The sequence below is a fragment of the Pseudomonas sp. LBUM1653 genome, from assembly GCF_059716115.1.
Genome location: NZ_CP166803.1, coordinates 6,544,836 through 6,563,618 on the forward strand (window position 1 = coordinate 6,544,836; position 18,783 = coordinate 6,563,618).

The 18,783-nt window shown below is 58.3% G+C and carries 15 protein-coding genes and 1 pseudogene; 12 read left to right on the forward strand and 4 right to left on the reverse strand.

Features of this window, described 5'->3' with window-relative positions; genetic code table 11:
- Positions 1–60 precede the first annotated feature (60 nt).
- Complete coding sequence (rarD, locus tag ACA054_RS29635; RefSeq protein WP_497687305.1) at positions 61–948, forward strand: EamA family transporter RarD; 888 nt, start codon at positions 61–63, stop codon at positions 946–948.
- A gap of 216 nt (positions 949–1,164) precedes the next feature.
- Here rarD and ACA054_RS29640 read toward each other — a convergent pair whose 3' ends face one another.
- Positions 1,165–1,683, reverse strand: coding sequence for a glycine cleavage system transcriptional repressor (locus ACA054_RS29640; RefSeq protein ID WP_497687306.1), 519 nt, complete (start codon positions 1,681–1,683; stop codon positions 1,165–1,167).
- Positions 1,684–2,219: 536 nt separating this feature from the next.
- On the opposite strand from ACA054_RS29640, the gene ACA054_RS29645 reads away from it, so the two are divergent.
- Positions 2,220–4,412, forward strand: a complete 2,193-nt coding sequence (locus tag ACA054_RS29645) for a malate synthase G (RefSeq protein ID WP_497687307.1) — start codon at positions 2,220–2,222, stop codon at positions 4,410–4,412.
- A gap of 63 nt (positions 4,413–4,475) precedes the next feature.
- On the opposite strand, the gene ACA054_RS29650 is transcribed toward ACA054_RS29645, so the two are convergent.
- Together ACA054_RS29650 and ACA054_RS29655 are read right to left on the reverse strand one after the other, a co-directional pair.
- Complete coding sequence (locus tag ACA054_RS29650) at positions 4,476–5,384, reverse strand: EamA family transporter (RefSeq protein ID WP_497687308.1); 909 nt, start codon at positions 5,382–5,384, stop codon at positions 4,476–4,478.
- Between the two features lie 374 nt (positions 5,385–5,758).
- Entirely contained in the window at positions 5,759–6,217 is a 459-nt protein-coding gene (locus ACA054_RS29655) for a response regulator (protein ID WP_497687309.1), read from the reverse strand.
- Positions 6,218–6,470: 253 nt separating this feature from the next.
- Here ACA054_RS29655 and ACA054_RS29660 point away from each other — a divergent pair, with 253 nt between their 5' ends.
- The 10 genes and pseudogenes from ACA054_RS29660 to ACA054_RS29705 all read left to right on the forward strand — a co-directional run bounded on the left by ACA054_RS29660 (position 6,471) and on the right by ACA054_RS29705 (position 17,209).
- Positions 6,471–8,411 carry a putative nucleotidyltransferase substrate binding domain-containing protein gene (locus ACA054_RS29660; RefSeq protein ID WP_497687310.1) on the forward strand — a complete coding sequence of 647 codons (1,941 nt, stop codon included), beginning with the start codon at positions 6,471–6,473 and terminating at the stop codon, positions 8,409–8,411.
- Positions 8,412–8,421: 10 nt separating this feature from the next.
- The gene (locus ACA054_RS29665) at positions 8,422–9,129 is read left to right on the forward strand and encodes a 3'-5' exonuclease (protein WP_497687311.1); all 708 of its coding nucleotides are present in this window, start codon (positions 8,422–8,424) and stop codon (positions 9,127–9,129) included.
- Between the two features lie 279 nt (positions 9,130–9,408).
- Entirely contained in the window at positions 9,409–9,927 is a 519-nt protein-coding gene (locus tag ACA054_RS29670) for an RNA polymerase sigma factor (protein ID WP_497687312.1), read from the forward strand.
- The gene (locus ACA054_RS29675) at positions 9,924–10,898 is read left to right on the forward strand and encodes a FecR domain-containing protein (protein ID WP_497687313.1); all 975 of its coding nucleotides are present in this window, start codon (positions 9,924–9,926) and stop codon (positions 10,896–10,898) included. The genes ACA054_RS29670 and ACA054_RS29675 overlap by 4 nt, the downstream gene beginning before the upstream one ends.
- A 249-nt stretch (positions 10,899–11,147) precedes the next feature.
- On the forward strand, positions 11,148–13,571 hold the full coding sequence (locus ACA054_RS29680) for a TonB-dependent siderophore receptor (protein ID WP_497687314.1): 2,424 nt from the start codon (positions 11,148–11,150) through the stop codon (positions 13,569–13,571).
- Between the two features lie 72 nt (positions 13,572–13,643).
- Positions 13,644–14,774: a PepSY-associated TM helix domain-containing protein gene (locus ACA054_RS29685; protein WP_497687315.1), complete on the forward strand. Its 1,131-nt coding sequence runs from the start codon at positions 13,644–13,646 to the stop codon at positions 14,772–14,774.
- Positions 14,771–14,950, forward strand: a complete 180-nt coding sequence (locus ACA054_RS29690) for a hypothetical protein (protein ID WP_497687316.1) — start codon at positions 14,771–14,773, stop codon at positions 14,948–14,950. The genes ACA054_RS29685 and ACA054_RS29690 overlap by 4 nt, the downstream gene beginning before the upstream one ends.
- Positions 14,951–15,050: 100 nt before the next feature.
- Positions 15,051–15,398 (forward strand): annotated as a pseudogene (locus ACA054_RS29695) (MFS transporter); the annotation flags it as partial.
- Positions 15,399–15,579: 181 nt separating this feature from the next.
- Complete coding sequence (locus tag ACA054_RS29700; RefSeq protein ID WP_497687317.1) at positions 15,580–16,209, forward strand: glutathione S-transferase; 630 nt, start codon at positions 15,580–15,582, stop codon at positions 16,207–16,209.
- 103 nt (positions 16,210–16,312) lie between these two features.
- A complete protein-coding gene (locus ACA054_RS29705) occupies positions 16,313–17,209 on the forward strand; it encodes an RHS repeat-associated core domain-containing protein (protein ID WP_497687318.1) in 897 nt (298 codons plus the stop codon).
- Between the two features lie 203 nt (positions 17,210–17,412).
- On the opposite strand, the gene creD is transcribed toward ACA054_RS29705, so the two are convergent.
- On the reverse strand, positions 17,413–18,783 hold the full coding sequence (gene creD / locus ACA054_RS29710; RefSeq protein WP_497687319.1) for a cell envelope integrity protein CreD: 1,371 nt from the start codon (positions 18,781–18,783) through the stop codon (positions 17,413–17,415).

Sequence of the window (18,783 nt, forward strand, 5' to 3'; positions counted from 1 at the left end):
ACATCACGGCAAATCTCCTTACAATCCCCTCTTTGTTAGCTGCCTAAGCAAGGATTCTGCATGCAAGCCGCCAACCCGCGTCGCGGGTACATTCTGGGCCTGAGTGCCTACATCATCTGGGGACTTTTCCCGCTCTACTTCAAGGCCATCGCCAGCGTGCCCGCGGTGGAGATCATCATTCACCGCGTGCTGTGGTCGGCGCTGTTCGGCGCCTTGCTGCTGATGGTCTGGAAACACCCAGGCTGGTGGCGCGAACTGCGGGAGAACCCGCGTCGGCTGGCGGTCCTGGCCCTGAGCGGCACGCTGATCGCCGCCAACTGGCTGACGTATGTGTGGTCGGTGAATAACGGGCGCATGTTGGAGGCCAGCCTCGGTTACTACATCAACCCCTTGGTGAACGTGCTGTTGGGGATGTTGATACTCGGCGAACGGCTGCGACGCATGCAATGGATCGCGGTGGGGCTGGCGGCGGTTGGCGTGGCGCAACAGGTCTGGCAAGTCGGCAGCCTGCCTTGGGTGTCGCTGGTGCTGGCATTGACCTTCGGTTTCTACGGGCTGATTCGCAAGCAGGCGCCGGTCAAGGCACTCCCGGGACTGGTGGTCGAAACCTGGATGCTGGTGCCGATCGCGCTGGGCTGGTTGGTGCTCAATCCCACCGCCAGCAGCGCCCAGGCTGAATTCTGGTCCACCTCCGAAGCCTGGTGGCTGGTGGCTGCCGGTCCGGTAACGCTGGTACCGCTGGTCTGTTTCAACGCGGCCGCGCGGCATCTGCCCTACACGACCCTGGGATTCCTCCAATACCTGGCGCCGACCCTGGTGCTGCTGCAAGCCGTCCTGCTGTTTGGCGAGCACTTGTCGTCCAGTACGTTGGTGGCGTTCATCTTCATTTGGGCCGGCCTGGCGGTTTACAGCGTCGATGCCTGGCTCAGCCTGCGCCGTCGCAGCTGATCAAAAAACGCACAAACCTCTGCAGGCCACGCTCTCCGTGGCCCGCATCGATCCTTCCCAAGGTTATCCACAGCGTGATCCCCGCCGTTTGTGCGCAAGTTACTGAAACTGCTGGTTTTTTGATCAATGTTTGAAAAGCCCCGGCTGGCGTGGCCTAGCGGGCTGTCTCTACAGGTTATCCACAGGCAGGTGCACGTTTAATCTGGATAACCTGGATCAAGGCTCACTGCGCAGCACCAATTCCACCATCAGATCGTCCGCCAGAGTTTCCAGGCGCGATTGCAGCACGTCCAGAGACAGCGTCAATGGCACCGCCAGTATCGCTTCGGCGTGGAACAGCGGCTCGCTGCTCATGGGGGCTGGACGCACTTCAGTCACCAGTCGTTCCAGGTTTACCCCCTGCTCAGTGAGCAAGCGAGTGATGTCGCGCACGATCCCTGGCCGGTCATTGCCCACCAGTTCCATGGCGATCGGTTTCCAGGTGCACGATTGTTCGATACCGCTTTCGGCAATGAGTACGCGAATGCCGTGAGCCGACAATCCTTGCAAGGCATCGACCAATGAATCGTAGGCTTCCGCCGGTACCCCTACCCGAAGAATCCCGGCGAATTGTCCGGCCATGCGTGACATGCGGCTTTCCAGCCAGTTGCCGCCATGCTCGGCGATGCATTGGGCTATGCGCTCGACCTGCCCAGGCTTGTCCGGTGCAAAAACAGTGAGTACGAGGTGGTCCATGGCGCAGCCCTCTTTTGTTATTGAAAGAGAAGTATAGGCAAGGGATGTTTCGGCGCTGGCAGGTCTGACGTCTTCGCGAGCAGGCTCGCTCCCACAAGGTTGGCGCAGGCCTCTGTGGGAGCGAGCCTGCTCGCAAATGGGACTCCGCCCATGAACCTGCGAAACACAAATCGTGTACAACTTTTTATATTTAACTGGAACAATCTCATGGTTTTTTGAGAACATCCCGATCCCCGACGTGACTGCAATGCGTCATGGGGTCGCAGAACGACGTAATTAGTCTAATTTTCACAACCGCAACTCATCATGTAGTATGCCGCTGCGCGCACTACATAACGTTGGATCGATGTCCGCCACAGGCGCAGTCGCATCCCTGAAAGCCCTGTCAGCAAGGCCCTAAAGCCGTTGATTGGTCCCCACCCAGCCGTCAGAAATGGCATGTACTGGTCGCAGGGTTTGTGGTTTAAATGGCCAGAGGCTTCATTGTTAAATTGAAGAGCTGAAAAGCGAAATAGCTGAGCAGAGTGAGGCAAGCAATGACTGAACACGTTCAAGTCGGTGGCCTGCAGGTCGCCAAAGTCCTGTTCGACTTCGTGAACAACGAAGCCATTCCCGGTACCGGCCTCACCGCCGATAAGTTCTGGGCCGGTGCCGACAAGGTCATTCATGACCTGGCACCGAAGAACAAAGCCCTACTCGCCAAACGCGATGATTTCCAGGCTCGTATCGATGGCTGGCACCAGTCGCGTGCCGGTCAGGCGCACGACGCCGTGGCTTATAAAGCCTTCTTGCAAGACATCGGTTATCTGCTGCCAGAAGCGGCCGATTTCCAGGCAACGACGCAAAACGTCGATGAAGAAATCGCCCGCATGGCCGGTCCACAGCTTGTGGTGCCGGTGATGAACGCCCGCTTCGCGCTTAACGCTTCGAACGCCCGCTGGGGTTCGCTGTACGACGCGCTCTACGGCACCGACGCCATCAGCGAGGCTGACGGCGCGGAAAAAGGCAAAGGCTACAACAAGGTCCGCGGCGATAAGGTCATCGCCTTCGCCCGTGCCTTCCTCGACGAAGCGGCGCCATTGGCGGCCGGCTCCCACGTCGATTCGACACACTACAGCATCGTTGACGGCAAACTGGTCGTCGCCCTCAAAGGCGGCAGCGACTCGGTTTTGAAGAGCTCTGGCCTGCGTAGCGACGCTCAGCTGATCGGTTTCCAGGGCGATGCGGCGGCGCCGACCGCGATCCTGTTGAAAAACAATGGCCTGCATTTCGAAATCCAGGTCGATGCCAGCACCCCGGTCGGTCAGACCGACGCTGCCGGTGTCAAAGACATCCTGATGGAAGCCGCACTGACCACCATCATGGACTGCGAAGACTCGGTCGCCGCCGTCGACGCCGATGACAAAGTGGTGATCTACCGCAACTGGCTCGGCCTGATGAAGGGCGACCTGTCGGAAGAAGTCGTCAAGGGCGGCAAGACGTTTACCCGCACCATGAACGCCGACCGCACCTATACCGCGGTCGACGGCAGCGAACTGAGCCTGCACGGTCGTTCGTTGTTGTTCGTGCGCAACGTCGGTCACCTGATGACCATCGACGCGATCCTCGATAAAGATGGCAACGAAGTGCCGGAAGGCATCCTCGATGGCCTGGTGACTTGCCTGGCGGCGCTGCACAACCTCAACGGCAACACCTCGCGCAAAAATACCCGCACCGGTTCCGTCTACATCGTGAAGCCGAAGATGCACGGTCCTGAAGAAGCGGCGTTCACCAACGAGCTGTTCGGGCGCATCGAAGACGTGCTGGGCCTGCCGCGCAACACCCTGAAAGTCGGGATCATGGACGAGGAGCGCCGTACCACGGTCAACCTCAAGGCCTGCATCAAGGCTGCCAGCGAGCGCGTGGTGTTCATCAACACCGGCTTCCTCGACCGCACCGGCGACGAAATTCACACCTCCATGGAAGCCGGCCCGATGGTGCGCAAGGCCGACATGAAGGCGGAAAAATGGATCGGCGCCTACGAGAACTCCAACGTCGATATCGGCTTGAGCACCGGCCTGCAAGGCCGTGCGCAGATCGGTAAAGGCATGTGGGCGATGCCTGACCTGATGGCGGCAATGCTGGAACAGAAAATCGCTCACCCGCTGGCAGGTGCCAACACCGCGTGGGTGCCTTCGCCGACCGCCGCTGCGCTGCACGCGCTGCACTACCACAAGGTCGACGTGTTCGCTCGTCAGGCCGAATTGGCCAAGCGTGCCCATGCGTCGGTGGACGATATCCTGACCATCCCGCTGGCAGTGAACCCGCAGTGGACCGCCGAACAGATCCAGAACGAACTGGACAATAACAGCCAGGGCATTCTTGGTTATGTGGTGCGCTGGATCGACCAGGGCGTTGGTTGCTCGAAGGTGCCGGACATCAATGACGTCGGCCTGATGGAAGACCGTGCCACGCTGCGTATTTCCAGCCAGCACATCGCCAACTGGCTGCGTCATGGCATCGTTACCGAAGAGCAAGTGATGGAAAGCCTCAAGCGCATGGCGCCGGTGGTTGACCGTCAGAACGCCAACGATGCGCTGTACCGTCCGCTGGCACCGAACTTCGACAGCAACATCGCCTTCCAGGCGGCAGTCGAACTGGTGGTGGAAGGCACCAAGCAGCCCAACGGCTATACCGAGCCGGTTCTGCACCGTCGTCGTCGCGAGTTCAAGGCCAGGAACGCGCTGTAAAAAACAGCCTGCTCGATAACAATCCCCCGGCCTAACGACCGGGGGATTGTTGTTTCTGACCCGTTATTTCCTGTGGCGCAAGGCGCTTTCAGTGATGCAGCTCGCGATTTTCGGTGCACACATGAACAGGGCAATACCCAGGACCGTAAGCACGAGGGCAAACAATTTCTCGCCGCCAATGGGTTCGTCGAGCACATACCAGGAGGTCACGATGCCGGATATCGGAATGATGACCGACAACGGGGCAACCTGGCTCGCCGGATATTTCCTGATCAAGCGGTTCCATGCCCAATAACCGAAAATCGTCGCCACGTACGCCTGGAACAGGATGGACAGCAGCACTGGGGCGTTGAAGTCCGTCAACAACGCCTGAAAAGGCGCAGCCCCCTTGGCCCAGTAAGTCATCAAATACAGCGGCGGAATTGCATACAGACTCGACCAGACAACGAATGCAAAGATGTCGATTACCTTGCTTTTCTTGATCAGGACATTGCAAAGGCTCCAGCACAAAGCTGCCAGCAGTATCAGAAACAGACCATGGCTCTGACCTTGCGTCTCGGTCACATGAATGATGAACATCAGCCCCACCAATGCCAGGAGAATTCCTGCAACTTGTATCCCCGACATTTTTTCGCCGAACAACATCACTCCCCAGATGACCGTAAAAAAGGCACTGAATTGCAGGAGCAAAGAAGTCACACCGGCACTGACTCCTAGAAACATGCCGTAGTTCATCAGCCAGGACATCCCGACCCCAAACAACAAACCATATAAAGCGATAGTTGCAGAACTGATGTTTTTCGGCTTGCGAACGAAGAACACCAATGGAAATGCACAAAAAGTGAAACGCAAGGCAGTCAGCATAAACGGATCTATACCATCTAGGCTGATATCAATAACCGAATAGTTACTTCCCCACATAACAGTCACCACGAGGATCAGGAGCAGGTCGCGCGAATCCATTTTTATCATGTTGTTTCCTGGTTATCACTCACACGCATGCAACCCAGAAAAGTCGAACTTCCTGGTAAAGCCACAGTTTTTCCAGCAGCATGAGAACAAGCGCTCGTTCCATAACGCTCCTCAGGAAGCTCGTTTCTCCGGGCGTAAATGTCAGCGTGGAATAATTAATTATTATTTTTTTTGAAACAAACGACGACTACAAACAGCCATCCGCATTTCAATACTCAGGAAGATATCTGAAACTGCATCAGCAACCGCCAGACATTTATGAAGGGATATTTCTCAACCCAGGCAGACAAACTTAATTACACCCAACAGAAGCAAACTCAACTCAAATACGCTGTTCCCGGGTTTACAGGCAACTATCATTTACAAATCTTTGGTTACTCAATTCCCAACTCATGTTTGACCAGCGCTAACAGCTTGTCGGTATCAATAGGCTTGAGCAAAAAGTCGACCACGCTCAAATGCATCGCGGCAATGGCATCTTTCACGTCGGCATCGCCGGAAACGATGATGATCGGGAGCGCTGCTCGTACGGTTTCACGAATCTGACGGACCAGATCCAGACCATCTACGTTGCCCATGCGCAAATCAGTAATCAGCAGGCCGATAGAAGGCTTCTTGATCTCCGCCTCTGCCACCAAAATTTTGAGTGCGCTTTCTCCACTGGCTGCCGTCATGCAACGAATACCGTCCAGTGCCAGAATCTCCGACAGCAGCTCCCGGGCGTCCTTGTCGTCGTCGACGATCAGCACCCGCTGCGCAGGCAGGTCGGGTTCCAGCATGACGTCACTGAGCGCCTGGCGCTCGGCGTCACTCAAAATATCGTGGTCGGACATGGCATTCTCTACATGTTCAATTCAATTCCCTAGCACAGTGGTGAGACATCGCTAAGCACACCATCAATGTGCACTCCGTCGGATAATTTTCCAATAGGGGCAACGTGAGGTTTTTCTCACATTTAGGTAGGGTTTTTCCGACACTGCATCACGTTTCCAGCCTACCTAGACTTACGTCCAATGGGCACCCCGCCCGTAGGGGTCGACCATAGGTGAGTCATCCGACAACAACAATTCAAAAAAGACTGCGGTAATGGTTATGAGTAAAGCGGACGCCTTCACACAGGCAGGGAAAACCGCGGTGTTGCAGAACATCCAGGGCACTTTGCAATTCCTTCAGCGCTTCCCGCCCTTCAACCAGATGGAACACGCCCACCTGGCGTACCTGGTCGAACAATGCCAACTGCGCTTCTACGCCCCCGGCGAGAGCATCATCAAGCCCGTGGACGGCCCGGTTGAGCACTTTTACATCGTTAAACAGGGTCGGGTTGTCGGCGAACGTCCGCACTCGGCCAAGGGCGGGACCGAAACCACCTTCGAAATCACCACGGGCGAGTGCTTCCCCCTCGCCGCGCTGCTGGGGGAGCGGGCGACACGCACTGAACACCTGGCTGCCGAAGATACCTTTTGCCTACAGCTGAACAAACTTGCATTCATCAAGTTGTTCGCCATTTCCGGCACCTTCCGCGACTTTGCCTTACGGGGCGTGAGCAGCCTGTTGGATCAGGTCAATCAGCAGGTCCAGCAAAAAGCCGTGGAAACCCTCGGCACCCAATACTCGCTCAATACCCGTCTGGGTGAATTGGCCATGCGCCATCCGGTGACGTGTAGCCCAACCACGCCCCTGCGTGAAGCCGTGACCCAGATGCACGAGCAGCAGGTCGGCAGCATTGTGATAGTCAACGAACATAAAGCGCCGCTGGGAATTTTCACCCTTCGCGATTTGCGCCATGTGGTGGCGAACGGCACCGGCGATTTCAACGAGGCGATCGAGCGGCACATGACCCGGTCGCCGTTTTACCTGTCTCCGGACCACAGCGCCTTCGATGCCGCGATTGCGATGACCGAGCGGCATATCGCCCACGTCTGTCTGGTCAAGGATCAGCGCCTGTGCGGCGTGGTCTCGGAACGCGATCTGTTTTCCCTGCAACGGGTCGACCTGGTGCACCTGGCGCGCACCATCCGCAGCGCCCAACGTGTGGAAAACCTGGTGTTGCTGCGTGGCGAGATTGGTCAACTGGTGGAGCGCATGCTGGCCCACGGTGCGTCTTCGACCCAGATCACCCACATCATCACCCTGCTCAACGACCACACCGTGTGCCGGGTGATCGAGCTGACCCTGGCCGAGAAAGGCGATCCCGGCATCCCGTTCAGCTGGCTGTGTTTCGGCAGCGAAGGGCGCCGTGAACAAACGCTGCACACCGACCAGGACAACGGCATTCTGTTCGAAGCACGGGACGCGGCCCACGCCGCCGAGATTCGCGGAAAATTGCTGCCCATCGCCCATCAGATCAACCACAGCCTGGCACTGTGCGGTTTCACCCTGTGCAAAGGCAACATCATGGCCGGCAATCCCGAGCTGTGCCTGTCGCGGGTCGAATGGGCGCGACGCTTTTCCGCGTTCATTCGCGAAGCCACGCCGGAGAACCTGCTGGGTTCGAGCATCTATTTCGATTTGCGCGTGGTCTGGGGCAGCGAGCAAGGCTGCGAACAATTACGCCGCGCGATTCTCGACCAGGTGGCCGACAACCGCCTGTTCCAGCGAATGATGGCTGAAAACGCGCTGCGCAATCGTCCTCCCGTAGGACGTTTCCGCGAGTTCGTGTTGGCGCGCAAAAATGGCGAAAAAGCCACGCTGGACCTAAAGATCCAGGGCCTGACCCCCTTCGTCGACGGGGCGCGATTGCTCGCCCTCGCCCACGGCATCGAATCGAACAATACCCTGGAGCGCTTTCGCCAGCTGGTTGCCAAAGAGGTCATCGAGCCACTGGACGGCGCGGCGTACGAAGAGGCCTATCACTTCATCCAGCAAACCCGCATGCAGCAACATCAGCTACAGACCCGGGAGAATCTGCCCTACTCCAACCGGGTCGACCCCGACAGCCTCAATCATCTGGATCGACGCATCCTGCGTGAATCACTGCGCCAGGCCCAACGCTTGCAAAGCAGTCTGACCCTGCGGTATCAACTATGAGCTATCAGCTATGAGCCTGTTTTCATGGTTGCGCCCGGCCGGCCCGAGCTTGTCCGCAGACCTGCAACAACGCCTTCAACGCCTGCCTTTGGCTCCCGGATTGAGTGAATGCAGCCTGCGCGAGCAGCGCTGGGTAGTGCTCGACCTGGAAACCACCGGGCTGAATATGAACAAGGACCGGGTGCTGTCCATCGGCGCCGTGGTGATCGAGGATGGCGCGATCGATTTCAGTCGGCAGTTCGAGCGCACTTTGCAATGCGACGAACTCAAACTCGGCCCCAGTGTGCTGATTCACGGCCTGGGTCCCAGTGCGATTGCTGCCGGCAGCGACCCCGCTCAGGCGTTGCTCGAATTCATGGAGTTTGTCGGCGACAGCCCGGTACTGGCCTTTCATGCGCCGTTCGACCAGCACATGCTTGGACGCGCATTGAAAGATCATCTGGGCTACAAATTGCAGCATGTTTTTCTGGATGTGGCGGACATCGCCCCGCTGCTGTGTCCGCAGGCCAACATCCGCGAGGCCGGCCTGGACGAATGGATCGACTGGTTCAAGCTGGAAGTCTTCGAGCGTCATAACGCCAGTGCCGACGCCCTGGCTACCGCCGAACTGGCGCTGATCCTGTTCAGCCGCGCGCGGCAGCAGCAGATTCATAGCCCGTTGAACCTGCAACAGCGGTTGAGTCAGTGGAAGCGGCGGCAAAATACTCCGTCCTTTTAATCTTCGGCGTCTGTTCTGACGCCTTCGCTTTGTAGGAGCGAGCGGGCGGCGATCCGACTTGCCCGCGAAGAACGATAACGCGGTTCAACAGATATACCGCGGCGTCCGGTTCGCCGGCAAGTCGGATCGCCGCACCGCTGGCTCCTACAGGCGAAGAACGATAACGCGGTCCAACTGAACTCACCCCACCCGACCAACGCCAATTGCTTTACCTCCCCCGCCTCTGACACAATCGCGAACAATTCTCGTTAGTTAACACTTCCCAATCGGTGATGCTGCGTGTCGTCAGTCCCAAGCCCTCAAAGTGAGCTCGTCGGTGCGCTATATCGCGACCATCGCGGCTGGCTATTGGCCTGGCTGCGTCGCAATGTCGCCTGCCCGCAACGAGCCGAGGACCTGAGCCAGGACACCTTCGTGCGCTTGCTCGGGCGTGAGGAGCTGAAAGAACCGCGCGAGCCGCGGGCGTTTCTGGTGGCGATTGCCAAGGGCTTGCTGTTCGACTACTTCCGCCGCGCCGCGCTGGAACAGGCCTACCTCACCGAACTGATGCTGATTCCAGAAGCCGAACAACCGTCGGTGGAAGAACAGCAAATGATCCTCGAAGACCTGAAAAACATTGATCGCCTGCTGGGCAAGTTGTCGAGCAAGGCCCGTGCGGCGTTTCTTTACAACCGTCTTGATGGCCTCGGCCACGCCCAAATCGCCGAGCGCCTCGGTGTATCGGTGCCGCGGGTGCGCCAGTACCTGGCCCAGGGCATCCGTCAGTGCTACATCGCCTTGTACGGCGAGCCAACATGAGCCCGCTCAGTTCCAAGCCGGTGTCGGCACAAGTGCTCGACGCCGCCATCGCTTGGCAACTGTCGCTGGACTCCGGCAACCCGGTGGAACGCGAAGAGTTCGCCAAATGGCACGCCGCCCACGAAGAACATGCCCGCGCCTGGCGTCAATTGGGCATGCTCGACCAGCGTTTCAGCGTCGCCAGCGGCCCGGCACGCACCGCCCTGCTGCAATCGCGCGAAGGCATTCGCCGCCGGGTGCGCAAACTCGGCAGCGGCCTGGCCAGTGTCGTCGCAGTGATTGGCCTGGCGGTGTTTGCCGGTGAGCGTTACCTGCCGATCGACTATTGGCTGGCCGACCAGCGCACCGCCACCGGCGAGCAACGCACGATTCGCCTGGACGACGGCACCCTGATCAACCTCAACACCCACAGTGCCGTGGACGTGCGCTTCGATGAGAAGCAGCGGTTGGTCATCCTTCAGGAAGGCGAAATCCTTATCGAAACCGGTCACGGCGATGCCCGGCCGTTTATCGTTGAAACCCGCGAAGGCAGCATGCGCGCCTTGGGCACACGGTTCCTGGTCAAGCGTGAAGAGCAAGGCACGCGTCTCAGCGTATTGCAGTCCGCGGTGGCCGCCCATCCGCAATCGAGTCCTGAAGAGCTGATTCTGCGCGAAGGCCAGCAAATGCTGATCCGCAGCGACAGCCTGGGCCCGATTGCCGCGCTCAACCTCGGCGCCGATGCCTGGACTCGCGGCATGCTGGTGGTGGACAACGCGCGGTTGGAAGATCTGGTAAACGAACTCGGTCGCTATCGCCACGGGCATCTAGGCGTTGCACCGGAAGTGGCCAACCTGCGGATTACCGGCAGCTTCCCGCTCAAAGACACCAACCTGGCCCTGAGCGCCCTACTTCCGACCCTGCCGGTGCAGATCGAACAGCACACGCAGTGGTGGGTAACGGTCGCGGCGAAGACCGAGGTCAAGCCCTGAGAGGAGGTGGGTCAGTGAAGCCGCCTTCGCGGGCAAGTCGGATCGCCGCCCGCTCGCTCCTACAGGTTTCACGTCGTTCGTTAATTTTGTGAGCGACACCAAACTTGTAGGAGCGAGGCTTGCCCGCGAAGAGGCCATCAGCCTTAGCACAATTGATGAATCGAAATTATTTTCATCCAGCCCTATCACTTTTTGATTTTCGTTCGGCACCTAGGCAATTGAGAAGTATTCCCTTTCAGGAGCCGCTGTATGTCCCGTTCGCCAGGTAACTTGTTGCGCCCCAGTTTGCTGGCCGTAGCCCTTGCTTTTTGCACCCCTTTGGCCAGCAGCCAACTGATCGCCGCTGAACAGGCGTCCAGCGTTCGCACTTACAACCTGCCGGCTGCGCCACTGGCCAGCACCCTGAACCAGATTGCCAGCCAGGCCGGTCTGGCGCTGTCGTTGAACCCGTCGCTGGCCGCAGGCAAGACTTCGGCCCCGGTCAAAGGCCAGTTCGACGCTGCCGACGCCCTGCGCGAAGCCCTGCGTGGCACCGGTCTGCAACTGGAACAGAGCGGCGGCACCTACACCCTGGTGGCCGTGCCCGAGGGTGTCATGGCCTTGCCAGCCACCAGCGTGATCGGCGTGGAAAACTCTGAAAGCGCGTGGGGCCCGACCAACGGTTACCTCGCCAAGCGTACCGCCGCCGGCACCAAGACCGACACCGCACTGGTTGAGGCACCACGCTCGATCTCGGTGGTAACCCGCGAGCAGATGGACGATCGCAACGTGCACACCCTCGATGCCGCCGTGCGCTACTTGCCGGGCACCACCGGCGCCAGTTTCGGTAGCGACACCCGTGCCGACTGGTTGCGCGTGCGCGGTTTCGAGCCAACTCAATTCCTGGACGGCCTGCCGTTGCCCAAGGGCGTCTATGCCAACCCCAAGCAGGAAACCTGGAACCTGGATCGTCTCGCCGTGCTGCGCGGCCCCGCTTCGTCCGTGTATGGCCAGACCCCGCCGGGTGGCTTGCTGGACATGGTCAGCCGTCGTCCCAGCGCCGAGTCGAGCAATGAAGTCCAAGTGCAATACGGCAGCGACAATCACCGCCAGATCAACTTCGCCAGCACCGGCAAGATCGACGATGAAGGCCAGTTCCTGTACGGCCTCAGCGGTGTGGTGCGTGATGGCGGCACGCCCATCGACCATATCGACGACAAGCGCTACAACATCGCGCCGAGCCTGACCTGGAACATCGACGAAGACACGCGGCTGACCCTGCTCACCCAATTCACCCGTGACGATACCGGCATCACCAGCCAGTTCCGCCCGATCCAGGGCACCAAGATCGACTCGCCCCAGGGCGATATCTCCCATCACAAGAACCTGGGCGATCCGGACTGGGAGTTCTACGACCGTACTTACTACGCACTGGGCTATGCCTTTGAACATCGCTTGAACGATGTCTGGCAGTTCCGGCAGAACCTTCGCTACACCAAGTCGGACCTGTCCTTCCAGGCCCTCACCCCCGGCGCCTACCCGTTCACCCAGGTCGATGCCGACGGCAACGTCGGCCGTACCAGCACCACGACCGACGAGGACATCAGTCAGTTCGCCGTGGACAACAACCTGCAGGCTGACTTCTCCACCGGCGACATCAGCCACACGCTGCTGATCGGCCTCGATCACCAGCGCACCAACACCAACTACACCTCGATCTTCGGCGACGGCCTGACCACCAACGTCAATAACCCGATCTATGGTCAGCCAATCGTGCGTCCGCCACGCTCGCAGGCCTTCTACGATTACAACCAGAAGACCTATCAGACCGGCCTGTACGTTCAGGACCAGATGGCCCTCGATCAATGGCGCCTGACGCTGGGTGGTCGTGAGGACTGGGTTCATACCAGCACCAAGTTCTTCAACAAGGGCGATGCCACCAACACTGACCGCAACAAAAACTTCAGTGGCAACGCAGCGATCAGCTACGTATTCGACAACGGCTTCGTGCCGTACCTGTCCTACGCCGAATCGTTCCAGCCGGCGAGCAACGCCGATACCTCCACCACCGAATCGTTCAAGCCGACCGAAGGCAAGCAGTGGGAACTGGGTATCAAGTACCAGCCACCGGGCAGCAGCACGTTGCTGACCGCCGCGGTGTATGACCTGACCCAGAAAAATGTCTCGGTCACCAACAACGTCGGTGGCATTCCAGTCACCAACCAGACCGGTGAAGTGAAGGTCAAGGGCCTGGAGCTGGAAGCCGTCTCCGATGTGACGGAAAACCTCAAGCTCACCGCCGCGTACACCTTGGCTAAATCCGAAGTGCAAGATGGCACGTTCAAAGGCAATCGCCTGCAACTGATGCCTAACCAGACAGCGTCGATGTGGGCTGATTACACCTGGCACAACGGCGTGCTGGACGGTTTCGGTATCGGCGGTGGCGTTCGCTATACCGGCAACACTTATGGCGATCAGGCCAACACCGAACTCGGCAAGGCAGATGCCTATACCGTGTTCGACGCAGCGGTCCACTATGACCTCGGCCGCCTCGACAACAGCCTCAAGGGCGCGTCGTTGGCCGTCAACGCGACCAACCTGTTCGACAAGGACTACCTCTCCACCTGCGACAGTTTCTATTGCTACTACGGCGATGAACGCAGTGTCGTCGCCAGTGCCACCTACAAGTGGTAACCACTTGACCTGACATGCCCAACGACCAGGCCGTCCTTCGAGGACGGCTTTGGTGTTTCTGAAGGCTACGAAATGAAAAGTAAAACAATCCGCCGCTGGTCCTTCGTCCACACCTGGACCAGCCTGATCTGCACGGTCTTCCTGCTGATGCTGGCACTGACAGGCCTGCCGTTGATCTTCCACCACGAGATCGACCACTTGCTGGGCGATGCCGCCGAGTTGAAGCAAATGCCGGCCGACACCCCGCCGCTGAATTTGCAGCAGCTTGTGCAGGCGGCTGAAAAACATCGTCCCGGCGAAGTCATGCAGTACTTCGGTTTCGACGATGACGAGCCCAACGGCGCAATCGCGATTATGGCGGCCACCGCCGGCACCGAGCCGAACTCGTCCCACACCTTCATGCTCGACGCCCGTACCGGCGAAGCGCTGGAGATGCCGTCGGCCAATGGCGGCTTCATGATGGTCATGCTGCGCCTGCACGTGGACATGTTCGCCGGGCTGCCGGGCAAGTTGTTGCTGGCGTTCATGGGTTTGCTGTTCGTCGTCGCGATTGTCTCCGGCACCGTGTTGTACCTGCCGTTCATGCGTCGCTTGAAATTCGCCACCGTGCGCCAGGACAAATCCACCCGCCTGCGCTGGCTCGACCTGCACAACCTGATCGGCGTGGTGACCCTGACCTGGGCCTTGGTGGTTGGCGTGACCGGCGTGATCAGTGCCTGCGCCGACCTGCTGATCGCGGCGTGGCGCAACGACAGCCTGAGCGCGATGGTTGCGCCGTATCGCGATGCACCACCGCTGACGCAACTGGCGCCGGCCACGCGTTTGCTCGACATCGCCAAAGAAGTCGCACCTGGCATGCAGCCGGATTTCATCGCCTTCCCTGGCACGCGGTTCTCCAGCGAGCACCATTACGCGGTGTTCATGAAAGGCAGCACGCACCTGACCTCGCACTTGCTGACGCCGGTACTGATCGACGCCAGCACCCTGCAAGTCACCGCCGTGGCCGAGCGACCCTGGTACATGGACGCCATGGGCATGTCGCAACCGTTGCATTTCGGTGACTACGGCGGCATGCCGATGCAAATCCTCTGGGCGACCCTGGACGTGCTGACGATCATTGTGCTCGGCAGTGGCGTTTACCTGTGGGTGGTGCGGCGCAAGGCTGCGAAACCCGTGCTGGAAAAAGCGGAGAGCGTGGCATGAGGCCCCGGCAGTCGAATTTCTGGAAGGTGTTCGCCACCCCTACCGTTATCGCCTTGTTCAGCGCGGCGGGTTTGTTTGCCGCGTTGCTCGGCGATGGACTGTGGGATGCCTTGAGCTGGCTTGGCCTCGGCATTCCTGCTGCACTTGCGTTGCGCGGCTTCCTGCAACGCCGATAAAGCGACACACCCCTGTAGGAGCTGCCGCAGGCTGCGATCTTTTGACTTTGGTTTTTCAAGATCAAAAGATCGCAGCCTCCGGCAGCTCCTACAAGTTCCATGCATCGACCTGGTTGCCAGCCCGTACACGGCGATTGCGTTGCTGTGCATCGGCGGTTTCGCTTACCAGACCTTGTCCGGTGCGCTGTACGCAATCACCTCTGACTCGTTCGGAAAAAACGTAGTGGCCACGGCCACCGGCATGGGCGGCATGTTCGGCTACCTCGGCGCGGCCGCCTTCACCCTGGTGTTTGGCGTGATGGTGACCAAGATCGGCTACAGCCCACTGTTCGTGACCCTGGCGATCTTCGACAACGTCGCCGCGTTCATCGTCTGGACAGTTGCCCGCGAACTCAAGCCTCAGCAGGCTGCTCCGGGCCCACAGGCTGCATTGCAACCGGCTGGCTGAACGAGCCCCCCTGTGGGAGCGAGCCTGCTCGCGATAGCGGTGTGTCAGACAGCATTGATGTCGACTGACACTGCCCCTTCGCGAGCAAGCTCGCTCCCACAAGTTCGTCTGTGCTTGTCATCTTGAGCTCTCGCATCAACGCGCTATGCTGCCCGACACCCCCTCTGACCGAGACGTCGCCATGTCCGCCCCGAGCATGACCCTGTACCACAACCCCCTCTCCCCCTTCGTGCGCAAAGTCATGGTGCTGTTGCACGAAACCGGGCAACAGAACCGCGTGGCCCTGCAGAACTGCGTGCTGACGCCGGTCGACCCGGACCAGACGCTGATCAACGACAACCCCCTGAGCAAGATCCCCGCCCTGCGCCTGGCCGACGGCACCATCATTCACGACAGCCGGGTGATTCTCGACTACCTCGATCACCAGCACGTCGGCAACCCGCTGATCCCCCGCGAAGGCTCGGCCCGCTGGCGGCGCCTGACCCTGGCCTCCCTGGCCGACGGCATCATGGACGCGGCGGTACTGGTACGCTACGAAGTCGCCCTGCGCGCTCCGGAAAAACACTGGGACCAATGGCTCGACGGCCAGCGCGACAAAATCCGCCGCGCCCTGGCGCTGCTGGAAAAAGACGCGATGGCCGAGCTGACCAGCCATTTCGATGTCGCAGCGATCAGCGTGGCCTGTGCGTTGGGGTATCTGGATTTACGCCATCCTGATCTGGACTGGCGCACGGCGAATCCGCAGTTGGCGGCGTGGTATTTCGAGGTGAGTCAGCGGCCTTCGATGTTGGCGACAATGCCGAAGGTTTAAAGCCTGCAAGGGTGGACGACTAGCAGTTCTGATAGTAGGCAGAAGTTGAAGAATCTCCGACACTGATACCGCTCCCTCTTGGGCCAGATTCGGAGATCAGCCAATGCCTACTTACTCTCGCACGACGATTTTGTTAGCAACCGATCATTCGGGCTCGGTGTTGAATGCAATCGACACGACCAAAAATAATACCATTGCCTACACTGCCTTCGGTGATAGCCCAATGGACGGAGACCCACAAAGTCAGCTTCGATTCAATGGCGCATTTCGGGAATCAATAACAGGCTGTTATTCGCTGGGTAATGGTTATCGAGTGTATAGCCCAATACTGATGCGGTTTCTAAGTCCGGATAGATGGAGTCCGTTCGGAGCGGGTTGGTTAAATGCCTATGCGTATTGTGGAGGGGATCCAAGAAATCGGTACGATCCAAACGGACAGGCATTTCAATATTTCCTGAAACTTAAAATTCTGCGACCAACATTCAAATACGCAAGTAAGACATCCAATGAATTAACACGAACACCTCTTTCAACAACATCCAGAACAGGATCCGCATACGATAGTATCGGCTTACCCAATAGCAGGGGAAGTTTCTCCTCAAACTACGAATCCATCAAATCATATTCGAGCGCAGCTACTATCCCTTCAGTGCCAGCGCGCTCTCCTCCCCCAAGTCTAAGCGATCTTTCCAGTATTGGCTCTCATTCCTTTCCCTCTCTTCGCAGTGAAAATCCAATGTATGTCTCGATACATGGAACTACGAACAACAGAGCGAGTCACGGGATCAATAAAACAAAAATTAAGGAATGGGCTGAATCGACTGAAAAATTTACTCCTTATGAGCCATTTGAAACACTTGTACAAAACCCCCGGAATGACATATTACAAAAAAAGAACCTGATCCTGAGAGATAAGTACATACAAAAAGATAATAAGCGGAAATTGTACGCTGCATTGGCAACACCCTCTTCGAAACTTCCTTATTGGTTGGATTTTTAAATTTCAAACGCGAGATCTGCGAGATGGAAATAAACTGGCGATCAACACAAAGGATAAGGGGACGGATTTATTTTAAATCAATAAACCTGCCCCCTCGTTTCTCTATCTCCTATTGATTTTCCTGGCAACAGGAAACAACCCAGCAATCAGTACCGCCAAAACCCGACCCTCCCGCTGATCCTCCCTCAACCCCAACGACCGACTCATTTCACTACCCCAATATCAAACTCCAACGGCTTCCCAGCCTTCTGCCCAACCCCATACCAATCCAACTTGCGCGTCAGCACCATAAACACACCCAGCACCCCAAACAGCAACAACGATCCCATCAACAGCGCGTAATCCTCGGCGCTCAACAACCCATAAAGCAGCCCATACAACGCTGCCAAACCCGCCGAAAAACTCAAGCCGTGGCGCACACTGCGCAGCACATGGCAGACATAGAACCCGATCAACAACACGCAGCCGCCGGCCGACAGCAGATAAGCCAAGGCAAAGCCGATGTGTTCGGACAGCGACAACAACAGCAGATAGAAAAATGCCAATGCCACACCCACCAACGCGTACTGCACCGGATGCACCGCCAGGCTTTTCAGCACTTCGAAAAGGAAGAAACCGGCGAAGGTCAAAACGATGAACAACAGCGCATATTTGATCGCCCGATCGCTTTTCAGGTACTGGTCCACCGGATCGATGAAGCTCACACCGAAGCTGCGGCTGGACAACGCCTCACAACCGCCACGGGACACGCAGCTGTTCAGGGTTTCTTGCAGGTTGGTGGAGAAAAACGAGGTTTGCCAATTGGCGGTGAAGCCCTGATCGGTGATTTCGCGCTGCGCCGGCAAGTAGTTGCCGATGAAGCTGGGATGCGGCCAGTTGGCAGCCAGCGAGACGTTGCTGGTCTTGCCTACCGGCAGGATCTGCAGCTGGCCAGTACCTTGTAACTTCAGGTCGAAACCGAAGGTCAATTCAGTGTTTTGCTTAGGGTCCAGCGCCGGCAGCGTCACATGAACGCCCTCGCCCAGCCAGCCGACCTGACTGCCTGGGACGAAGTCCAGCTTCTGGTCGTTCAGTTCGAGTTTCAAGGCATTCTCGATGCCGCGAATGTCGCTGATGCCGACCGCAAGAAATGGCTGGTCGAATTGGTAATCGGCGAAGTCTTCCTTGATACCCAGTTGTGCTGGCAGGGAAAAATGCCCGCTGATGCGGTTGTCGGCATGGAACAGCCGGGCCTGGTAAATGCCCCGGGAACGCAGTTCGGTTTGGACCTGGCCGTCGAGTTCGAAGCGCTCCGGCAGGAAGTACAAACGACCGCGTTCTTCACCGATTTCCTCATAGTGCTCGTTGGTTTTTTCGTGGGTCTTCCAGGTGCGCACGACTTTGCGATAGGGCACCACCATCAACGGCCCGCTCAATTGCTGGCTGTAACTGGAGCTGCGGGCGATGTCTTCAAGCACGCCGTCGCGCAGCTGCTGGCGGTCCTCGATCACGCCGTTGATCATCAGCAGCGGGATCAGCAATAACAGAATCAGCAGGGCAATCGCCCCGAGTTTCAAGGTCAGGCTTCGGTTCAT